Source organism: Flavobacteriales bacterium (genome assembly GCA_020635795.1).
Taxonomy (GTDB): Bacteria; Bacteroidota; Bacteroidia; order Flavobacteriales_E; family Vicingaceae; genus Vicingus.
The window spans coordinates 1,348,440-1,368,559 of record JACJZD010000001.1 but is presented as its reverse complement, the minus strand read 5'-3'; the positions used below and the strand labels follow the sequence as shown (position 1 = coordinate 1,368,559).

Here is a 20,120-nt window from a genome sequence, read left to right as displayed (position 1 = left end):
ATTTCAAATTTAAAGAATAACATTTTTAATACTGGTTATTGTATCGTTTTTTTCCAACATCTTTTTCTTTTGTGTTGGATATTGTCGTAGTTTTTCCAGTTTTGAATCACTTTTTGATTGGTTTCAAAAATTCCAGTAGTTTCCATTTCTTTTACTCCAAATTCTTCCATTACAGCATGTAATTCGTAAAACAAAACTGCAGTTACTCCTTTGGCTTGATATTGTGGTAAAATACCAGTTAACATTAAGTCAATAACTTTTGGATGTTTTAGTGCTTTGTTAATGTGGTACCATCCAAATGGAAATAGTCGTCCATTTGCCTTTTGTAATGCTTCTGAAAGTGAAGGTAGACCAATAATAAATGCGATTAAGTTTTCATCTTCATCAAATACTAACTTAACGAATCTCGGATTTAACATCATTAAGTATCTTTTCACATAGTAATCAATCATTTCCTTATCGAGGGCAACAACACTATGTAAATCTCTGAAAGCTTCGTTTAAAATTTCAAACAATTGAACGGCATAAACTTTTAGTTCAGAACTTTTGGTAAAACTTTTAACGGTTACTTTACTTCGTTGTTTTACAATCTCGGCGCCTCTTTTTGCTTTTTCAGGCATCCCATCAAAAAATAAACGAAATTCAATCCAGTCGATTTTTTTATCGTAACCCAATCTAACCAATTGTTCCTGATAATATGGTAAATGGTATTCAGATGCAGCAGAGGGTAGGTGCTCAAAACCTTCGACTAACATGCCTTGATGGTCTAAATTGGTAAAACCTAGAGGACCTTCAATTTCTGTCATACCTTTTTCTTTCATCCATTTTTCAGCAACAGAAAACAATGCATCAACAACACCATTGTCGTTAATAAATTCGGCTCTTGTAAATCGCCCCGTTTTTTCACCAGTCTTCTCAATGTATTTGTGATTTATGATGGATCCAATTCTGCCAACAACTTTACCATCTTTATAAGCATTCCAAAATTTTGCCTCACAAAATCTAAAAGCAGGATTAAACTCCGCTTTCAAGGCTTTTATTTCATCTTTAATAATAGGTGGTATCCAGAAGTTGTTGCCTTTGTAGATGCTAAACTGAACATTCACAAAATCTTTGTGTTCTTTGTCGGATATTACTTCTTTTATTTCTATAGCCATTTTGTAATGTTTAAAAATCAAATGGAAATTATTCCTGAACTTTTTGAAGATTACTTTTTAATACTGTCTGTTCAATTAATTTTTCCAAATCTTTTAATTCTTCAGGTCCGTATCTACGGTTTGTTATTTTTTTTGATTTGGAATTTAAAAACACTTCAGTTATACAAGAAGGAATGTCAGTTGCAGGACTATCATAATTATCTTCTAGCTCAAAAAATTGAACTTCTTCAATTTTAGTTTTGATATTTTCAAGTTCAACTTCAGATATTTTAGAACTATAAGTACCAAGATAATCAACAAAACTTTTACCAATAAAAGTAACACTTCCATCTGATAAAATCTCTAAGTTGTAACTTGGGCAAGGGCCATAACATGGTGTTTTCTGCATTTTAATAAACGAAGAAACGGGAGTGTTAGTAGGAGTCTTTTTTTCTTGTGTTTTACAAGCAAAAAATGTGATAAAAAATAAGAGTGTAAAAAGAAGGGTTATTTTGTTTTTCAACATCATTATTTTCTTTTGTTTTTATTTTGTTGTAAAGCTTGAGCATCTTTCATTTTTTGCTCAAGTTTAGCTGCAAAACCTGATTTTTTTACTGGTTTTGCTTTATTGGCTTCAAGTTTCGATAATATTTTTTTCTCGTCAACAATCCATTTACGGATAATCCATTGTTGTGCAATTGTAATAACGTTTGCGATTAGATAATAAAAACTTAAACCTGCAGCGTAGCTATTAAAAAAGAATAACATCATAACGGGCATCAAGTAAGTCATTATTTTCATTTGCGATGCCATCATCCCGTCCATACCAGCACCAGCGGTCATTTGACTATTTGCTTTGGTATAAAATATCATAGATATAGCCATTAATAAGGTGAATAAACTTACGTGGTCGCCATAAAAAGGAATGTTAAATGGTAATTGATAAATGGAATCGTAAGTAGATAAATCTTCTGCCCAAAGGAAACTTTTTTGACGTAATTCAAAAGTTGCAGGGAAAAAGCGGAATAAGGCGAATAAAATTGGCATTTGAATAAGCATAGGAATACATCCTGCTAGTGGATTAACTCCAGTTTGTCGGTACAACGACATGGTAGCTTGTTGCAATTTCATTTTATCGCTACCAATCTTTTCTTTTAAAGCATCAATCTGAGGTTTTAAAACCCTCATTTTTGCACTGCTCAAATAAGTTTTCCAAGTAATAGGGAAAAGCACCAATTTAATGATAAGAGTTAAAAGTAAAATGATGATACCAATTTGCAAACCTGTCATGTTTAAAACATTAAACACAGGTCTAATTAAAATGGCATTTACCCAGCCAAAAATTCCCCAACCATAATTCATGGTTTTGTCTAAATCATACCCAATTTCTTTAAAGCCTTCGTATTGATTTGGACCAAAATAATATTGTAACTCATATTTCTGTTTAGCACCATCAGTAATTGGAATAGTAAGATTGGTAGCCATTCCTTGCACATAGTTTGTTGTTTGGAATTCAGGAATGTCAATCGTTTCAATTGTTGCGTCAGTTTTATCAAAAGGTTGTGATTTTGAAATTAAGGTAGCATTAAAATATTGTTGTTTAAACATTACCCAATCGACTGAGGCTACCAAGTTTTCTTTTTCATACTTCATTTCGTTGATGTAATCTACATCGCCGTTGTTGTATTTGTAATAAATGGTGCTTATTTGTTTTTGGTTCTGTATTGTTTTTTCCTGATTAGGGGTAAACATGCTCCAGTTTACAAATAAATTAGAATGTGGAGCTAAAATATCGTTAAAACCAACCGTTTCAATATCAAAATCTACTAGATAAGAACTTCCGTGTAGGGTATATTTAAAGGCTAAATATTCTTTTTTAGAGTTACCATAAAGCTTTAAGGTAAATGTTTTAGCATGATCTCCTGTAACATTAAATTCTTTGTCGTTAGTTTCAAAAAATAAGTCTTCGGTATTGATGGAACGAATTGAATTTCCGCTTGTAATACCAGGAATGGTTAATTCAATATTAAAACGAGATGAATCTTCGTTAAATAAAATTAAAGGAGTTTTTTGATAGGTTTGAAATTCTTTCAATTCAATAGATGTAATTCGACCACCTTGATTAGAAATGGTCATCTTCATTTTGTCGTTTTCGATAACAAAATGCTTTTGTTCGCCATTTGAAGCATTGGTAAATGGACCAAAAGTGGCAAATTGTTCAATTGTTTTTAATGAGTCGTTAACAAGTACCGAAGTAGAGTCTGTTATTGTAGTATCAATAACTAGCTCAGGTTTTTCTTCAACAATTTGATTGGTATCAATCTGTTCAATTTTTGCTTTTTCTTTTGCTTGCTTTGCTTTTTCAACTGCAGCTATTTCTTCATCAGTTGGACGTGTTACATAACTAAAAATTAATAAAATAACACCTATAAGTACTAATCCTATTATTGAATTTTTGTCTAAACCTTGTTTGCTCATTTATTGTGTTTAAAATATTAACGGAAATCCGAAGGGGGGAACCGAAAAATAATTATTTGAGATTTGTTGTTTGAGATTTTAAATTTGTTGATGGTGAATTATAAATCGAAGATTGCGAATCTGCTGCTGCTTTTACAAAATTGATAAACAACGGATGTGGTTCTGTAACTGTGCTTTTGTATTCTGGGTGAAACTGAACAGCTACAAACCACGGGTGATTCTCTACTTCAACAATTTCTACCAAATTATTGTCAGGATTTATTCCTGTCGCTTTCATTCCATTTTTTTCGTAATCGCTTAAATATTTGTTATTAAACTCGTAACGATGTCTGTGTCTTTCAGAAATATTATTGTTTCCATAAGCTTCAAAAGCTTTAGAATTGGATGCTATTTTACATGGGTACGCTCCTAAACGCATGGTTCCACCTTTTTTAGTAATGGTTCGTTGATCTTCCATTAAATAAATTACTGGATAAGGAGTTTCAGGATACATCTCTGTTGAATGTGCATCAGTATATCCAAGAACATTTCTTCCAAATTCGATAACTGCACATTGCATACCCAAACAAATTCCTAAAAACGGAATTTTATGTTCACGAGCATACTTAACAGCAGTAATTTTGCCTTCAATGCCTCGTTCTCCAAATCCTGGTGCAACCAAAACTCCATCTAAATCAGATAGGAAAGAAGCCACATTTTTATTCTCAATATCTTCAGAATGAATCCAAACCAATTCAACATGAATTTGATTAACTGTTCCAGCATGAATTATACTTTCGGTGATTGATTTGTATGAATCTTTAAGTTCGATGTATTTTCCAATTAAACCAATTTTAACAGTTTGTTTTGGATTTTTAAGCTTGAATAAAAAGTCTTTCCATTTATCTAGTTCCGGCTCTTTTTTGTAATCAAGATTTAATTTATCTAATACCACTTTATCCAATTCTTCTTCTTGCATTAAAAGGGGAACATCATATATGGTTTCAGCATCTATAGCTTGAATAACTGCTTTTGGTGCTATATTACAGAATAAAGCAACTTTTTCTTTTACACCTTCTGTAAGTTTATGTTCCGTTCTTAATGCTAAGATGTCTGGTTGAACACCCGATTCTAATAGTTGTTTAACCGAATGTTGTGTTGGTTTTGTTTTTAACTCACCAGAGGTAGCTAAATAAGGAACTAAAGTTAAATGTAGTACAATACAGTCAAAATTTGGTTCCCATTTTAATTGTCGAACAGCTTCAATATATGGTAGTGATTCAATATCTCCAACAGTGCCACCTATTTCGGTGATAATTATGTCGTATTGCCCAGTATTGCCTAATAATTTTATTCTTCGTTTTATTTCATCAGTAATATGAGGGATTACTTGAACTGTTTTTCCTAAATAAGCACCTTCACGTTCTTTGTTTATTACATACTGGTATATTCTTCCAGTTGTTACATTATTAGCTTGAGAGGTGGGAACATTTAAAAAACGTTCGTAATGACCTAAATCTAAATCGGTTTCAGCACCATCTTCAGTAACGAAACATTCACCATGCTCATAAGGATTTAAGGTGCCAGGGTCAACGTTAATGTATGGGTCTAATTTCTGAATGGTAACAGAATAGCCTCGTGCTTGCAAAAGTTTAGCTAAAGAAGCAGCTATAATTCCTTTTCCGAGCGATGAAGTTACTCCTCCTGTTACAAAAACATATTTAGACGATGATGACATAGTATCAATTTGGCTTTTAAAATAAAGGTGCAAAGGTAAAAATAATCCTACGGTTTAAACCAATATTTTGGATAATAATTTTAAAGAAAATAAAGTCAACCACTTTACTAAATTAATAGCCTAAATTGAAATTGAGTAAGTAAAAAAATGAAGCTTAAATCTACCTTAATAAACTAATCGTTCGTTTTTTAATAGGAATTGTTTCACTACCAAACGTGCCAGTTACTATTAAATAGTAAGTTCCAGAAGGAACCTCATTACCACTATTGTTTTTTCCATCCCATTCAAAAATAGGATCAGTACTTTCAAAAACTTGTATTCCCCATCGGTTATAGATTTTTACATTAACCTCATCGTTACAAGGGTTTGATACACCCGCTATTTGAAATACGTCATTCATTCCATCTCCATTAGGAGTAAAAACATTAGGAACAAATTCTAGTGTATCGAAAGGTGGAGTTACAGTAATATCAAATGATATAGTATCTTGAATTGCTTGTGGACAATCGATAGAAGAAAGAATAGCCCGTAACCCATAAACATTTCCAATGTGTTCACAATCTGGTGTCCAACAATATCTAGAGCCTAAAGCTTGAGTGTTTGAAGAAGTATTTGCAACATTCGTAATAATACTATCACTATATGTATAGTTATTGGGTAGTGAAGGGAAAGTTGCACCTTCTGCAAATATTGAGGAAGAAATATCAATTTTTATCAGGTCGACTAAACTGGTGTCTTTGAATGATATGTCTTGACAATAATCTGTTCCGTAAGGTGTAAAAACATCATTTAAAGGAGCAAAGTTTACTGGAGGAGGGATGACATCTAAATTAAATATGATGCTATCTTGAGACTTACCATCACATCCAAGCGAAAAAGCATTTACTTGAACAGGGTAGCTTTTATATAAATCGTTACAGCTTGGAGTCCAGCAGAAACGAAGAGCAACTGTTCCTATATTCCAGTAGTAACCAGTAGATGCTTCAAATTGATTAGGTGGGATGACTACAGAGTCGCTCCATGAGGTACCATTGTAATTGTAATAATAATGATGATTTCCCATAGCATCAGGAGTTATAGTGGGTAGATATGCTCCAGAATCAAAAATTTCTGAAATGGTTTCAATATACAAAGTATCAGAAGTATTAATGTCATCAAAAACTAAATCTTTACAATACAATTTGTTGTACATAATTGGGATGGTTTCTCCCATTACTGGAGAATTATTTAAAAAGGTTGGAGGATTTCCACCAGTACAATTCAAGGAGTTATATTGAACATCTCTTCTGGTTTCACCAATTTTAACACCGTTTCTGAATTCCTCGACTCTGACAGCAAATGTAAAAACACCTTGAAGACTTGGAGCAGCAGTAATATCACCCGTTGTAGCATTAATACTCATTGGTATTGCTCCACCAACAATATTACTTAAATTAAATCCCGAACCAGTATTCCAAGGTACTTCTGGATAGTAAGGATAGGCTCCAGCACCAGCTACAGTTCCATTATTAGTTCCAGATGAATTTAAAGGTGTAACTAATGAATAAACTAATGAATCTCCATCAGGATCAACAACTTCAAAATTAAAAACTTTACTAGAGCTTAAACAGAAATAAGCATCGGCAGGATAGTTAGTGAATTGTGGATTTGAATTTAAACCCATAACAGGGTTAGGAATTTCACAATAAAATGACATGCCTGCAGTACCAGTATTTACATTTATTGCAAGAGTGTTTCGTGCATATATTTGGGTATGAACGTAATAACCACTCACATAATTTGGAAGAAAAAATGAAGCTGATTCAAAAATTCCTTCTTCTATTTTAATAGAATTGGGATCGGGAACATAACATAAATCTCCTAAGGCAACAATAGATAAATTGATTCTAGGAACATTTACAGTAGTAACTAAATTATTTGTTCCTTTTTCATAAACACCAACAGTTAAGCTCGCAGGCATTCCTACTTGACCATTAATATCATCCCTATAAATATTGGCTTTTATTTTAAATTGATTAGAGCCTAAACCAATTACAGATATGTCACCACCAATGACATGGCTAGCAAACAAGTTAATTGTATTAATTAATACAAATGTTACAAGAAGGAATTTTTTCATTTGCTAAAGAAATAAAAAAAATAATTAAATAACAAACAAAAAATCATGAAAAAATAGGATTCTACCTGAGGAGTTATTTAAACTTATTTACAAAATAAATACCTATTAAAATTACCACTATACCAAGTATTTGAATAAGATTAATAACCTCTCCGTCTATAATTCCCCACATAATAGCAAAGATGGGAATTAGGTAGGTTACTGTTGATGCAAATAGCGCTGATGTTTGTTTTACCAACATGTTAAAAATTATTAATGATAAAGCAGTTCCAAAAACTGAAAGGATAACTATAAACATTAATGCTGTAGGTGCAACTGGATTATTAATGGTTGTATATACAAAGTCGGTAGTAAATAAATACACCAATAACGGTGGTCCAATAAACAAAAAGGCGAATGATGAAACTACAATGGAGTTTACATCTTGTAAATATTTTTTAATACTGTTTACACTTATGGCATAACAAAGGGTTGCCATAATTACATAAATGCTGTATGAGGTTTTAGAGTTTTCAATATCCAATCCATTTCCTCCAATTAGCATGGCTGCACCACATAAACCAATAAAAACACCAATAAACTTTAGCTTATTGGTGGGGACTTTATAAATTAACACACCTAAAATTATAGTAAATAATGGAACTAATGAGTTTAGCATTCCTGTTAGCGAACTTGAAAGCCCAGTTTCTGCTTTTGTAAATAAAAATGCAGGAATTCCGTTGCCAAATAAACCCACAATTACAAGGTGTTTCCAATATTTTCGATCAACTTTTTTTATGTTACTTAAAATAAAGGGCAGAAAGCATAAAAAAGCAATAACCATTCTCAGCGTTGCTACTTCATTGTGAGAATAAGCTACCAAGCCTCTCTTCATTAAAATAAAAGAGCTTCCCCAAACAAATGCAAGTAAAAGTAAAGCAATAATTTGCCAAAGAGGTTTAGATAAGTCGAAGAATTTCATTTAATTTTTATGTGCGACAAATGTATGTACATTTAATTTGATTTTTTAGTAACTTTGGGCTATAATTATGAAAACTGAAATTAAAATTGAAGGGTTGAGTTGTGGGCATTGTGTTAATGCTGTTTCTACTATTTTAAAAAACATTGAGGGAGTTGAGCATTATCAAGTTTCACTGCCAGATGTAGCTCTAATAGAGTTTAACGAAAACAAAGTATCTTTAGAAAAAATTAAACAAGAAATAAACGATTCTGAAATCTATAAAGCCATTTAAAATGAATAAAAAAATATCTTATATCGTTTTATCATCTGTATTGTTTTTAGCTGCTTGTAGTAATTCAACTACCGATGTTACTACCGATAAAACAGAGATAAGCGCTGAAAATCTAGTAGTTGCAGATTATGCTATTGAAGGTATGGTGTGTGCCGTAGGTTGTGCAAAAACTATAGAAGAAGAAGTTGGTGCATTATCTGGCGTGGCTGTTAGTACTGTCGATTACGAAAGTGGAAAAGCACATTTTGAGTATGATAAATCAAAATTATCTGAAAAAGAAATTATTACAAAAATTGAAAGTTTAGCTGATGGACAATATAAAGTAGGTGAGTGGAAAGAACAAGTAGAGTCAACTGAATCAGTATCTCCTGATGCTTCTGAAAATACCAACACCGAAGCTGAAGACCAAACAAAAGTAAAAGTGAACTTACCAAGTTTTCAAATCCCTAACTTGTTTACTTTTTTGATTAATCAAGTTTAGTTTTTCGTTAAAACATTCAAATTAAACCCTAGTCCGAACGATAAACGAAATTCGTTTAAACTTATTGGAGTGTGATTTGATGTGTGCTTTCCTGCAACATATCGACCATCAATAAAAAGATGAAACCATTTTGAAGCAAAATAATTAAAACCAGTAACACTTGAAATTAAAGGAGTTACAGTAACATTATTTTTCATATCAATACTTACTTCGTTAGATTGAGTAATGGCAATACCAGGTTGAATACCTATATAGGGAACAAATTTACTGGTACTATTTATATGGTATGATGCACCAGCAAACAATTGGTGGTTTTGATTTAACATTTGTTTATCACCTGACTTTAAGTAATAATAAATGTCACCTCTCGCAGTAATATGTTCGTTTGTAAAATATTCGGTATTACCAGTTAAGTATAAATTAGTTTGTTGATGATTGGTTAATTGCCCAAAACTGATGGTTCCGGTAGTTCGAAGTAAGCCTTTTTTAACGATTTGTTCTTTTTCTTGTGCAAACAAAACAATAGGTAGAACAAATGCTAATAATAGAAATCTTTTTACCATAGCTGAGCAATTTTATAGTTTAAACTAATTGTAAATAGCAAATGGCCTTCTAGGCTAATGTCTTCGTGGTTATCATCAAAATGAATAATATCTTTACCGTTTTCTTGGTGTGAGTGGGTATGAATGTCATTTCCTAAATGAATCATGTACTGACCTGATAATGATAAATTAAATGCTTCGGATAAATTGATGTGTGTACCAATTCCAACTTGAGTAGCTGAACTCCAACGTTCTTTTGACAACTCGGTGTATTTATTTTGTGAAGGCTGAATTAAATCTATTTTAGTATAATCAAAACAATGTCCTGCTAAAATATATGGAGTAAGCAATTGTTGTTCTCTTTTTAATGGATAAAACATAACTGACCAACCAATGTGAGCATCTTTTCTATTTGCGAGGCTGTTCATATCTTCAGTAAAATAATCGGCAAACCATTCGGTATTGAGGTATTTACCTAAACTTAATCTAAACTGACCACCAAACCCATTACCAACATTACCACTACCACTAAAAGTACTAAACGTAGAACGAGTTCCAAGTTCAAGTACACCACTGTCTTTAAATTTGTTTTCTTGAGCATTTGTAGTAACAAATAGCAACAAGAAAATGCTGGATATAATTAATCGGGTTATCATAAAAATATGTTTTATAACATATAGGCTTATCAAAAGTAATACCATTTTACTTACAAGCAAATAAATAGTATTTGTAACTTTGATTTTTTTAATAAATGATGGAGCACAAAAACAATAAACCTGTAATTATTTGGCTATTAAGTGGTTGTTTACTTATCTTTTTGATGGTTGTTGTTGGTGGTATTACACGGTTAACCAATTCAGGTTTATCAATGGTCGATTGGAATCCAATCATGGGATTTATACCCCCATTAAGTGACTTAGATTGGAACGAAGCTTTTGATAAATATAAGCAATACCCTGAATATCAAATGGTAAACTACCATTTTACCTTGTCAGAGTTTAAATCCATCTTTTTTTGGGAATATTTTCATCGATTAATTGGTCGTGTTATCGGCATGGTGTTTTTAATTCCTTTCATTTATTTTATCATCACAAAAAAACTGTCAAAAAAATTAAAACAACAAAGCTTAGTGTTGTTTGCAATGGGAGGTTTGCAAGGTTTTATTGGTTGGTGGATGGTTAAAAGTGGCTTAGTTAAAGACCCCGATGTTAGTCATTTTAGATTAGCAACGCATTTAATTACAGCTTTTTTAACATTTACCTACACCTTTTGGGTAGCTCTAGGGTTGATGTATAATGATGAGAAGACAGCGAATTTTAAATCGTTAAGAACCATTTTGTTTTTTGTTTTTGGAGTTACAATAGTTCAAATTATTTATGGTGCTTTTGTGGCAGGATTAAATGCTGGATTTATTATGAATACTTTCCCTAAAATGGGAAACCAATGGATAAACGATGCCGTATTTGCACTAACTCCACTTTATAAAAACTTTACTGAAGGTTTGGCAGGAGTGCAGTTTGTACATCGATATTTAGCTTATTTAGTGGCTGGATTAATTTTATTGTTTGTTTTAAAAAGTCAAAATTTCAAACTTTCTGTACGACAAAAATCAGCATCACGATTGATGCTTTATGTGGTTTTTATTCAGTTTTTGCTGGGAGTTTTTACCTTACTTTATGCGGTACCTATTTGGTTAGGAGTGGTACATCAAGTAGGGGCTTTTTTATTATTAACCGCAATTGTTAATGCTTTGCATGCTTTTAGAAAAAGCTAATCTTCAATTTCACCTGATTTTAGTTTCTTTTCGTAATCTAGTATCAGTAAATAATAAAGGAAAACGCCAATAAAATAAAGTCCTGCAGTAATTAAAAACACATAGACGTATTGCAAACCAATTTTACGAAGTACTTGGAAAATAATGGAACTAATAAACCAACTTCCTGACCAAATTGCAGCTGTTAGTGCGCTCATCATTTCACGATTTTTTTCTCCAACATATTTCATTACAATATCAGAAGTCATTGGTCCAGCCATATTCATTAATGGTTGACGTATTACATAGGCAACCATAGCAATAATTACGGCATATTGATAAGGTATAATTTCGGTCAAAGCCATCACTATTAAAGCAACTATGGCAGTTAATTGCGTTAACGGAATAGCAAGTTTGTAGCCTAATTTTTCTTTGATTATAGGCACAAAAAGTACAATACTAAACACTACCAAAGTTGCAAAACCACTTAAAGCAGCAAACTTATCAGAATCTAAACCATGAATTTTATAAAAGAACAAGCCAATAAACGGAATGGTTAAACCAGCACCAATAGCTATTATCATGGTAGGAATCAATGCTTTGATGATTATTTTCCAATCAAAATCTTTTAAATCGAAACGGCTTTTTGTTTTCTCAGGTACATGTTCTTTGCTTTTAATTCCAAAAATGAAAACAACGCCAATAAAACCAAGTAAGGAAATGATTTGAAGAATCAGTTTTTCGTCGAACAAATCAGCATTTATGTTTCTTAAACCATAAATCATTAAGCCACTAATTATACCAGCAAAACTCCAGGTGGAGTAACTCAACGTTATTGCAGCTGTGTGTGTTTCTTTTTTGGCATTTCTAAGAATGTAAGGTAAAGCAGTAATTTGAATACCTGTAAAACTTACTCCCCATAAAAACAAACTTGCGTATAATAAACCAGTAATTTTTAAATCGATGGCTTGTAAAATAAGAAGTGCAAGTATTGGAGTAAGTATAGATGAAGCGTAAAACAACGGCTTAAGTTTTCTGCCTTTTATAAACAACCCTAAAGGGAAAGCAAATAACAAAACACCTAAAAACCGAAACGATACAAAGGAGGCACTTTCATGATCTAAAAAACCCACTTTTGCCATAAAAATAAGCATAATGGTCATAAACGATGAATTGATGAGTTGAAGAAAAAACTCAGCAATAATGAACATTACAATGTGCTTTTCTAATTTTTGATAGTGTTTTATGAAGGTTATTAAATTCAACGTGATATTTTACTGTAATTGGTAGTCGTTAATATTAAACCCGTTTAAAAGTGATTGTGCATCCATGCGTTTTTTACCTTCTAATTGAAGTTCTATCAGCTGAATAAATCCGCCACTTACAGCTACTGAAATAGTATTTTTTGTGGTTAAAATTGTTCCAATTTCTTGATGATGATTCTCTATTTGTTTAATAGTTTTAAAAATCTTTAATGATAAAATTGCATTGTTTTCTTTGTTTTTCAACTCTGTAAAAGCGGTAGGATAAGGACTTAAACCCCTAATTTTATTTTGAATTACTTCAAGTGGTAAACTCCAATCAATTTTACAATCGGGTTTAAAAATTTTAAACGCCTCTTTTAAAACTTGATTATTGTTTTGAGGTGTTGTCGTAACATTGTTTTGTTCAATTGCTTTTACTGTTTTTAAAACAAGATTACTTCCAATAACCATTAGTTTGTCGTGTAATTCACCTGCGGTTTCATTTTCGCCAATTATTACTTTTTCTTGTTCAATAACATCGCCAGTATCAATTTTATGTTGAAGAAAAAAAGTAGTTACACCTGTTTCTTTTTCACCATTTATAATAGCCCAATTTATTGGTGCAGCTCCTCGGTATTGAGGTAGGAGTGAGGCGTGTAAATTAAAAGTGCCCAATTCGGGCATGTTCCATACAATTTCTGGCAACATTCTAAAGGCAACAACAATTTGTAGGTTGGCATTTAAAGCTCTTAATTCATTGATAAACTCCTCAGCTTTTAAGTTGGTTGGTTGTAATATGGTTAGTTGATGTTGTTCTGCAAATTGCTTTACAGCCGATTGTTGTAGTTTTTGACCTCTACCTGCTGGTTTGTCAGGGGCTGTAATTACACCAACAATGTTGTAATTGTTTTCAACTAATATTTTTAACGACTCCACAGCAAAATCAGGAGTCCCCATAAAAACAATCCTTAAATCTTTTTTCATTTAAATGTAGAATTTACAAAAAATTAAACCGTTGCAAAGGTATTAATAATGATTAAGCTTTTTTCTACCTTTATTCGTATCATTTTATTAAAGAATCCAAGGATTTAAGAATATTTATACTAAGTATTTATACTTAGAGAAAATTAAGTATTACATGTCATGTTTGGGTGATATTTTTCGTCTAACTTTATCAAAAAACGTAAAGCATTACTTGAATAATACGTAACATTAATGAGTAATAACAACCAACTAAATCTACAACTTGTTTTAAATCAGCTTCTAGAGCTTGATTTAAAGTATGATGACGTCTCGGTTATTCTTAAAAAAGCATTAAACATAATACTAAAATCACCAATATCGGATAAGTTTCTTAAACGGGGAGTGATAATGTTGGTTGAAGAAAATGGAAAAAAATTAAAACTAGTAGCTCATAAAAATGCATCGTTAGAAACCATTAGTAATTGCAAAAAAGTTGCTTTTGGCGAATGTATTTGTGGAAAAGCTGCATTAACAAAAACCATCCAATATTCGAATAATAATTGTGTTGATCACCAAAAAAAATATAAGGAAAAAGAGGGGAATCATGGTCACTACAGTTTACCCATTTTATATCATAATGATTTATTAGGTGTTTTAACCATTTATTTAACAGAACAACACAAGAAAAATAATGAAGAAATTACAGCTTTAGAAACGATTACCAAAACTTTAGCTTTAATACTTCACAAAAAAAAGGATGCTAAATACCTTAATTTTATTAAGAATAGGCTTGATAAGAGTTATGGTAATGAATACTTTAAAGTTTTAGCAAAATTTTTAACCAAAGAGTTGGGAATGAAGTATTGCATTATTGGGCAATACGATGCTAAAAGCGAAATTGTTAAAACAATAGTTTTTGTAAACGGACAAAAAGTATTGAAAAATTTGGTGTATTCTATAAAAGGTACACCTTGCCATACTGTAGTAGGTAAAGATACCTGTTTTTATCCATCAAATGTACAACAATTGTTTCCAGATGATAAGGATTTAGTGAGTTTAGGAGTGGAAAGTTATTTCGGTAAATTGCTCAATACGGCAAATGATGGAGCATTTGGATTAATTGCTTTTATGAGCGATAAAACAATTGATAATGAACAAGAGAAAAAAGAAATATTAAACCTTTTTTTACCAAGATTAGTAAGTGAATGCGAACGTAAAAAATATGAGGATAAGCTCATTTTAAATGAAAAGAAATACAAAGATGTTTTTGATAAATTTCAGGATGTTTTTGTTAGAGCAACTTTATTGTCTAATGGAGAATCGATAATAACAGAGGTGTCTCCATCAATTTTTAAATTTTCTGGTTATAAACCATCGGAGCTCATAGGTAAACCATCATCATCCTTTTATAGAGATATTTCTCAACGTGAGGAAATGTTAAAAATTTTAGTTCGTGATAAACAGATTAAAGATTATCCTTTAACTTTTGAAAAAAAGAACGGAGATGTTATTTATGCCCAGGTTACGTCTCAACTGATTTATGAAGGAGGGATTCCTATTGAAATTAGGGTTGTGGCTAGAGATGTAACCGAAAGAAGGAATGATGAAATAAGAAAAGACATTAGTTACCTCATTGCAAAAAAAACTCAACGAAGAATAACTAATATAAATTCGTTATCCGAATATATATATAAGGTATTAGGTAATATTATTGATAATTCAAATTTTAGTATAGCTTTATTAAACCAAACAGAAAATAAAATTGATTTCCCGATATATTTTGACGAAAAGGTAGAAAATAACAAACAGTTTTCAAGACCTATTACAAATGGATTATTTGAATATATTATTAATACTAGAAATCGCTTTGTAAAAACAAAAAGTGAATTAGAGAAAATAATTATTGACAATAAACTTGATTACAAAAAAACTTTACCCAAGATTATTATTTCGTTTCCTTTAAAAAGTGAAGGGTTGGTTGTTGGTGCTTTAACCGTAAAATCGTACAAAAAAGAGCAACAATTTACCTTGGATGATATTGATTTACTTGATTTTATAGCAACACAATTATCCAGTATTATTGAAAAAGAACAGTGGCAGAGCAGTTTAATTGAAAAAGAAAAATATTTCCGTTCGTTAGTTGAAAGTTCGTTAGAGGTTACAGGAATTGTAGGTGATGATGCTAAAATTAATTACATTTCTGAGTCGGTTAAAAATATAATGGGGTACCCAGCACATTTTTTTATTGGAAAATGTTTTCATGAGTTTATTCCAAAAAAATATTATGAATCTGCCATCGGTCAATTTGAAAAAGTAATTAATGGTAAACCTTTTCATAATCCTTTTTTAGTAAAACTGGTCTCTAATGATAAAGGGGTTAGGATAATACAATACACCTTAAATAATCAACTCAAGAATAAAGAAATTAAAGGTATTATCTTTAATGCTCAAGATATTACAGAGAAGCATTATAATCAGAAAAAATTAATAGCATCACAAGAAGCATTATTTAATCAGCAGGAAAACTATCGTACCATTTTTAATCATGCCAATGATGGTATTATTAGAATTGATAAAAAATTCAACATTATTGAGTGTAATAAAAGAATGATTTCAATACTAGGTTATTCTAAAAAGGAATTGTTAACCAAATCCATTTTTGATATTACCTTAAAAAGTGACATTCCTGTTATCAAACAAAGAATGAAAAAGCTTGCAAAGAGAGAGTTGACAAAAATTTCGATTGAAAAGCGTTCTGTACATAAAAATGGAAAACAAGTAGTTTGTAAAGTGTATGTGAAACCAATTTTAGATGAAAATAAACACATAGATTATTACATTGCTTTTATTACCGATATCACCAAAAGAGTGGATGCAATTAAGCGTGCCACAGATTTAGAAAAGGCGCTGGAACAATCTGCAAATGTGTTGTTTGTTAATACTAAAGGGGTAATAATAAATGCAGGAAAAAAAGTAGCAATAAACACAGGTTATTCTATCAAAGAGTTAATAGGTAGAAGTACTAAGCTTTTTAATTCTGGGTTTCATTCAAAAGATTTTTTTAAACAAATGTGGAAAACCATCCAGTCTGGTCAAGTTTGGAGTGGTGAAATACAAAATAAAAAAAAGGATGGAACACTGTATTGGTTGTTTATGACCATTATTCCAATTAAAGATATTGACAACAATATTGAATATTACATTAATATAAGACACGATATAACACAAGAAAAAATATTGAAAATAAACAATATTAGAGAAGTGATAAATGCACAAGAACAAGAGAAAGAAAATTTTGCAAAAGAATTACATGATGGAATGGGGCAAATGTTGCTGGCTTCAAAAATGAATTTAGATGCTATTAAACCTGAAATTGAACAACTTGATGGCTCAACAATTAGTGTTTATAACAATTCTGTTAAATTATTAACACAAGCTATCCAAGAAGCAAGAACAGTTTCTCATGGCTTAATGAGTAGAGTGTTAAATCAATTTGGGTTAGCTTATTCTATTAAGGATATGCTTAAAAATAATGAAATTGCTGAAAGAAAAATTAAGTTTGATTATGTACAAAACATTAATGAAGAACGATTTGGAGGCGAGTTAGAAAAAGGATTGTATCGAGTGTTACAAGAACTAACTAGTAACATTGTTAAACATTCAGAGGCTACATATGCAAAAATAGAAATACTTAAAAAAGGTAAAAATTTACATATAAGGGTTACCGATAATGGTGTTGGAATAATGAATAATATTACAAAACCAACAACAAAATTAGGTATAGGTTTAAAAAATATTGAAACACGAATAAATTATTTATCAGGTTTATTTTCAATTAATCAAGAATACAAAAACGGATCTGAGATAATAATAGTTGTTCCAATTGTAAAAGAATAGAAACAACTCATACTAATATTAACATTTAAAAATTAAATGATATGAAAAATAAGGAAATTAGAATAATGATTGTTGATGATCATAAAATGATTCGTGATGGGATTAAGTTGATGTTAAAAGGTAATCCTGAAATTAAAGTTGTTGCCGAAGGAGAAAATGGATTAGATGCAGTAAAATATATTGATAACAATCCTACTTCTGTTGATGTAATATTAATGGACATTAGTATGCCTAAACTAAATGGTATTGCAGCAACCAAAGATATTAAGGGTAACCATAAAAACATTAATGTATTAGCTATTACAATGCATTTGGAAGAATCGTATATCACTGATATGATGAAGGCTGGCGCAAGTGGTTATATTTTAAAGGAATCGGGTAAAGAAGAATTGATTGAAGCTATTATAAAAGTGGCTGATAATAAATTGTATTTTAGTTCTGATGTTTCATCGATTATAATTGGAAATATGATGGATGAAAGTGGTAAAAATCATACTAAAAGCTTGATTTCTGATAGAGAAAAAGAGGTGATAAAGTATGTTGCTCAAGGTATATCAAATGCAGAAATAGGTGCAGCAATGTGCTTAAGTTCAAGAACGATTGAATCACACAGAAGGAATATATTGCAAAAATTGGATTTGAAAAATACTGCCGAGTTAATTACCTATGCCATTAAAAATAAATGGGCATAAAAAGGTTTACAAGTTAATTTCAAACTTGTTAAGTTGAGCATTGTATTGAACAGTATTATGGTCAAACAATTGATTTAAAATGCCTTGTTCGATAATGTTTTTAGGAGTATCTGTTAAACATTTACCGTGGTTTATTACCATAATTTTATCAGCCATTTGTAAAGCCAACTCCATATAATGAGTAGAAAAGAGAATGGTTTTATGGTGTTTTTTAACTAAAAGTTGTAGGAGTTTAAATATTTCAATATTATTAACCAAATCTAAATGGGCGGTAGGTTCGTCTAAAACTATTATGGGAGTATTTTGAGCAATGGCTCTAGCAATGTTCACTTTTTGTTTCTCTCCGTCACTTAATGAATCAAAATCACGATTTATTAAATGTTGTACCCCACACATTTCTATAGCCTTATCAATTAAGCTTTCATCCGATTTTGTGATTTTACCAATCCAATTGGTGTAAGGATATCTGCCAAAAGCTATAAATTCTTTAACACTTATATTCGAGATGCTTATTTTAGAAGTTAAAACAACACTTATTAAGTTTGCAAACAATTTATCGTTGGTTTTAGTCAAATCGTTGTTATCTATCAAAATGTTGCCCGATATAGGATTAATCAACTTGCAAATGGTCTTTATTAAAGTCGATTTTCCTTCACCATTTCTACCAATTAAACAGATTAACTCGCCAGAAGAAAAAGATGCATTAATATCATCAATAATGGTCGTTTTGTTATAACCAATTGCTAATTTCTGTATGTGAATTAATTTATTCATCAACCAACATTAGTTATGCGTTTGTTTTTAAAAATTATCCAAATAATTATTGGAATACCAATAAATGATGAAATAGCATTTATTGGTAAAACCATTTCGGAATTAGGTAAAACAGAAACAATATCTGCAAAAAGCAACACATTTACTCCTATTAAAATGGAGAATGGTATTAAAATTTTATGGTTAGAAGTTTTTCCAAGTAAGCGAGCCAAGTGAGGAACGATAATACCAATAAAACCAATTGGACCACAATAAGCAGTTACAACACCAGTAAGTAATGCCGTAATTATTACCACGTTTAATTGAAATCTCCGAACATTTAAGCCTATTGTTTTAGCGTAATCTTCTCCTAAAAGATAGAGATTCAATTGCTTAGAAATTACATACGACCAACCCAAACCTAAAAAAAGAATAGGTGTAATGATTAAAATTTGATTTAGGTTGATAGAGCTTAAATCCCCCATAGTCCACATAACAAACGATTTTAACTGACTATCATAACTAAAATATTGTATAATGGCTATAAATGAAGTAATAATACTTCCTAACATTATTCCAAGTATCAATACAGTCATCATATCTTTAATTCGGTATATGGATGCAAGTAATAGGAGTAAAACCATTAAAGAGCCTAAAAATGAAAATACAATTAACCCATAACTACCAAAGAAATGAAGGGAGGAAACGGAAATTCCTAAAACTGACAAACCCATAATAAATATGGCAACACCTAAACCAGCACCAGAACTTATGCCTAAAATGTACGGACCAGCAAGAGGGTTCCTGAACAATGTTTGCATTTGTAGTCCGCTAACAGATAATGCCGAACCACACAAAATAGCTGCAAGAGCTTTAGGTAGTCTGCTATTAAGCACAATAATTTGCCAACTTTCTTTTTCAGTACCACTATTCGTTAAAATATTTATAATTGATTGAAATGGGATTTGAACAGAGCCTAGAAATAAATCTAACAGAAACAAAACAACCGATGAAATCAATAAAGAAAACATCAGCAATTTATTTCTACTTAAGATTTTAAACATTGAAATAGGTAAAAAGAATAAAAAGCCAAATTATTCAATTTTTTACTGA

The 20,120-nt window shown here is 31.0% G+C and carries 17 protein-coding genes; 5 read left to right on the top strand and 12 right to left on the bottom strand.

Going from position 1 to position 20,120, the window contains the following annotated elements; translation table 11 throughout:
- Window positions 1-35 precede the first annotated feature (35 nt).
- The 6 genes from H6589_06015 to H6589_05990 all read right to left on the bottom strand — a co-directional run bounded on the left by H6589_06015 (window position 36) and on the right by H6589_05990 (window position 8,411).
- A complete protein-coding gene (locus H6589_06015) occupies window positions 36-1,157 on the bottom strand; it encodes a hypothetical protein (GenBank protein MCB9174145.1) in 1,122 nt (373 codons plus the stop codon).
- A gap of 28 nt (window positions 1,158-1,185) precedes the next feature.
- Window positions 1,186-1,665 carry a hypothetical protein gene (locus H6589_06010; GenBank protein ID MCB9174144.1) on the bottom strand — a complete coding sequence of 160 codons (480 nt, stop codon included), beginning with the start codon at window positions 1,663-1,665 and terminating at the stop codon, window positions 1,186-1,188.
- A complete protein-coding gene (gene yidC / locus H6589_06005; protein ID MCB9174143.1) occupies window positions 1,665-3,614 on the bottom strand; it encodes a membrane protein insertase YidC in 1,950 nt (649 codons plus the stop codon). Before yidC ends, H6589_06010 begins: the two co-directional genes overlap by 1 nt.
- Before the next feature lie 52 nt (window positions 3,615-3,666).
- Complete coding sequence (locus H6589_06000) at window positions 3,667-5,331, bottom strand: CTP synthase (GenBank protein MCB9174142.1); 1,665 nt, start codon at window positions 5,329-5,331, stop codon at window positions 3,667-3,669.
- A gap of 160 nt (window positions 5,332-5,491) precedes the next feature.
- Window positions 5,492-7,450 carry a gliding motility-associated C-terminal domain-containing protein gene (locus H6589_05995; protein MCB9174141.1) on the bottom strand — a complete coding sequence of 653 codons (1,959 nt, stop codon included), beginning with the start codon at window positions 7,448-7,450 and terminating at the stop codon, window positions 5,492-5,494.
- A gap of 73 nt (window positions 7,451-7,523) precedes the next feature.
- A complete protein-coding gene (locus H6589_05990) occupies window positions 7,524-8,411 on the bottom strand; it encodes a DMT family transporter (protein ID MCB9174140.1) in 888 nt (295 codons plus the stop codon).
- 67 nt (window positions 8,412-8,478) lie between these two features.
- Between H6589_05990 and H6589_05985 the strand changes: the two genes are divergently transcribed.
- Together H6589_05985 and H6589_05980 are read left to right on the top strand one after the other, a co-directional pair.
- Complete coding sequence (locus H6589_05985; GenBank protein MCB9174139.1) at window positions 8,479-8,682, top strand: heavy-metal-associated domain-containing protein; 204 nt, start codon at window positions 8,479-8,481, stop codon at window positions 8,680-8,682.
- Between the two features lies 1 nt (window position 8,683).
- Window positions 8,684-9,163 (top strand): heavy-metal-associated domain-containing protein, encoded by a 480-nt coding sequence (locus H6589_05980; GenBank protein MCB9174138.1) that lies wholly within the window; start codon window positions 8,684-8,686, stop codon window positions 9,161-9,163.
- Here H6589_05980 and H6589_05975 read toward each other — a convergent pair.
- Together H6589_05975 and H6589_05970 are read right to left on the bottom strand one after the other, a co-directional pair.
- On the bottom strand, window positions 9,160-9,726 hold the full coding sequence (locus H6589_05975; protein MCB9174137.1) for a hypothetical protein: 567 nt from the start codon (window positions 9,724-9,726) through the stop codon (window positions 9,160-9,162). The two genes, H6589_05980 and H6589_05975, sit on opposite strands and share 4 nt — an antisense overlap.
- Window positions 9,720-10,361, bottom strand: a complete 642-nt coding sequence (locus H6589_05970; GenBank protein MCB9174136.1) for a hypothetical protein — start codon at window positions 10,359-10,361, stop codon at window positions 9,720-9,722. Before H6589_05970 ends, H6589_05975 begins: the two co-directional genes overlap by 7 nt.
- A gap of 95 nt (window positions 10,362-10,456) precedes the next feature.
- On the opposite strand from H6589_05970, the gene H6589_05965 reads away from it, so the two are divergent.
- The gene (locus H6589_05965; GenBank protein MCB9174135.1) at window positions 10,457-11,479 is read left to right on the top strand and encodes a COX15/CtaA family protein; all 1,023 of its coding nucleotides are present in this window, start codon (window positions 10,457-10,459) and stop codon (window positions 11,477-11,479) included.
- Here H6589_05965 and H6589_05960 read toward each other — a convergent pair.
- Both H6589_05960 and H6589_05955 read right to left on the bottom strand, forming a co-directional pair.
- Window positions 11,476-12,723: an MFS transporter gene (locus H6589_05960; protein ID MCB9174134.1), complete on the bottom strand. Its 1,248-nt coding sequence runs from the start codon at window positions 12,721-12,723 to the stop codon at window positions 11,476-11,478. The two genes, H6589_05965 and H6589_05960, sit on opposite strands and share 4 nt — an antisense overlap.
- Window positions 12,724-12,732: 9 nt before the next feature.
- Entirely contained in the window at window positions 12,733-13,686 is a 954-nt protein-coding gene (locus H6589_05955) for a methionyl-tRNA formyltransferase (GenBank protein MCB9174133.1), read from the bottom strand.
- A 231-nt stretch (window positions 13,687-13,917) separates the two neighbouring features.
- Here H6589_05955 and H6589_05950 point away from each other — a divergent pair, with 231 nt between their 5' ends.
- Both H6589_05950 and H6589_05945 read left to right on the top strand, forming a co-directional pair.
- The gene (locus H6589_05950) at window positions 13,918-17,562 is read left to right on the top strand and encodes a PAS domain S-box protein (GenBank protein MCB9174132.1); all 3,645 of its coding nucleotides are present in this window, start codon (window positions 13,918-13,920) and stop codon (window positions 17,560-17,562) included.
- A gap of 41 nt (window positions 17,563-17,603) precedes the next feature.
- On the top strand, window positions 17,604-18,254 hold the full coding sequence (locus H6589_05945; GenBank protein MCB9174131.1) for a response regulator transcription factor: 651 nt from the start codon (window positions 17,604-17,606) through the stop codon (window positions 18,252-18,254).
- A gap of 6 nt (window positions 18,255-18,260) precedes the next feature.
- Here the strand turns inward: H6589_05945 and H6589_05940 are convergent, their stop codons facing one another.
- Together H6589_05940 and H6589_05935 are read right to left on the bottom strand one after the other, a co-directional pair.
- A complete protein-coding gene (locus tag H6589_05940) occupies window positions 18,261-19,028 on the bottom strand; it encodes an ABC transporter ATP-binding protein (GenBank protein MCB9174130.1) in 768 nt (255 codons plus the stop codon).
- Window positions 19,028-20,071: an iron ABC transporter permease gene (locus tag H6589_05935; protein MCB9174129.1), complete on the bottom strand. Its 1,044-nt coding sequence runs from the start codon at window positions 20,069-20,071 to the stop codon at window positions 19,028-19,030. Before H6589_05935 ends, H6589_05940 begins: the two co-directional genes overlap by 1 nt.
- Between the last annotated feature and the right edge of the window lie 49 nt (window positions 20,072-20,120).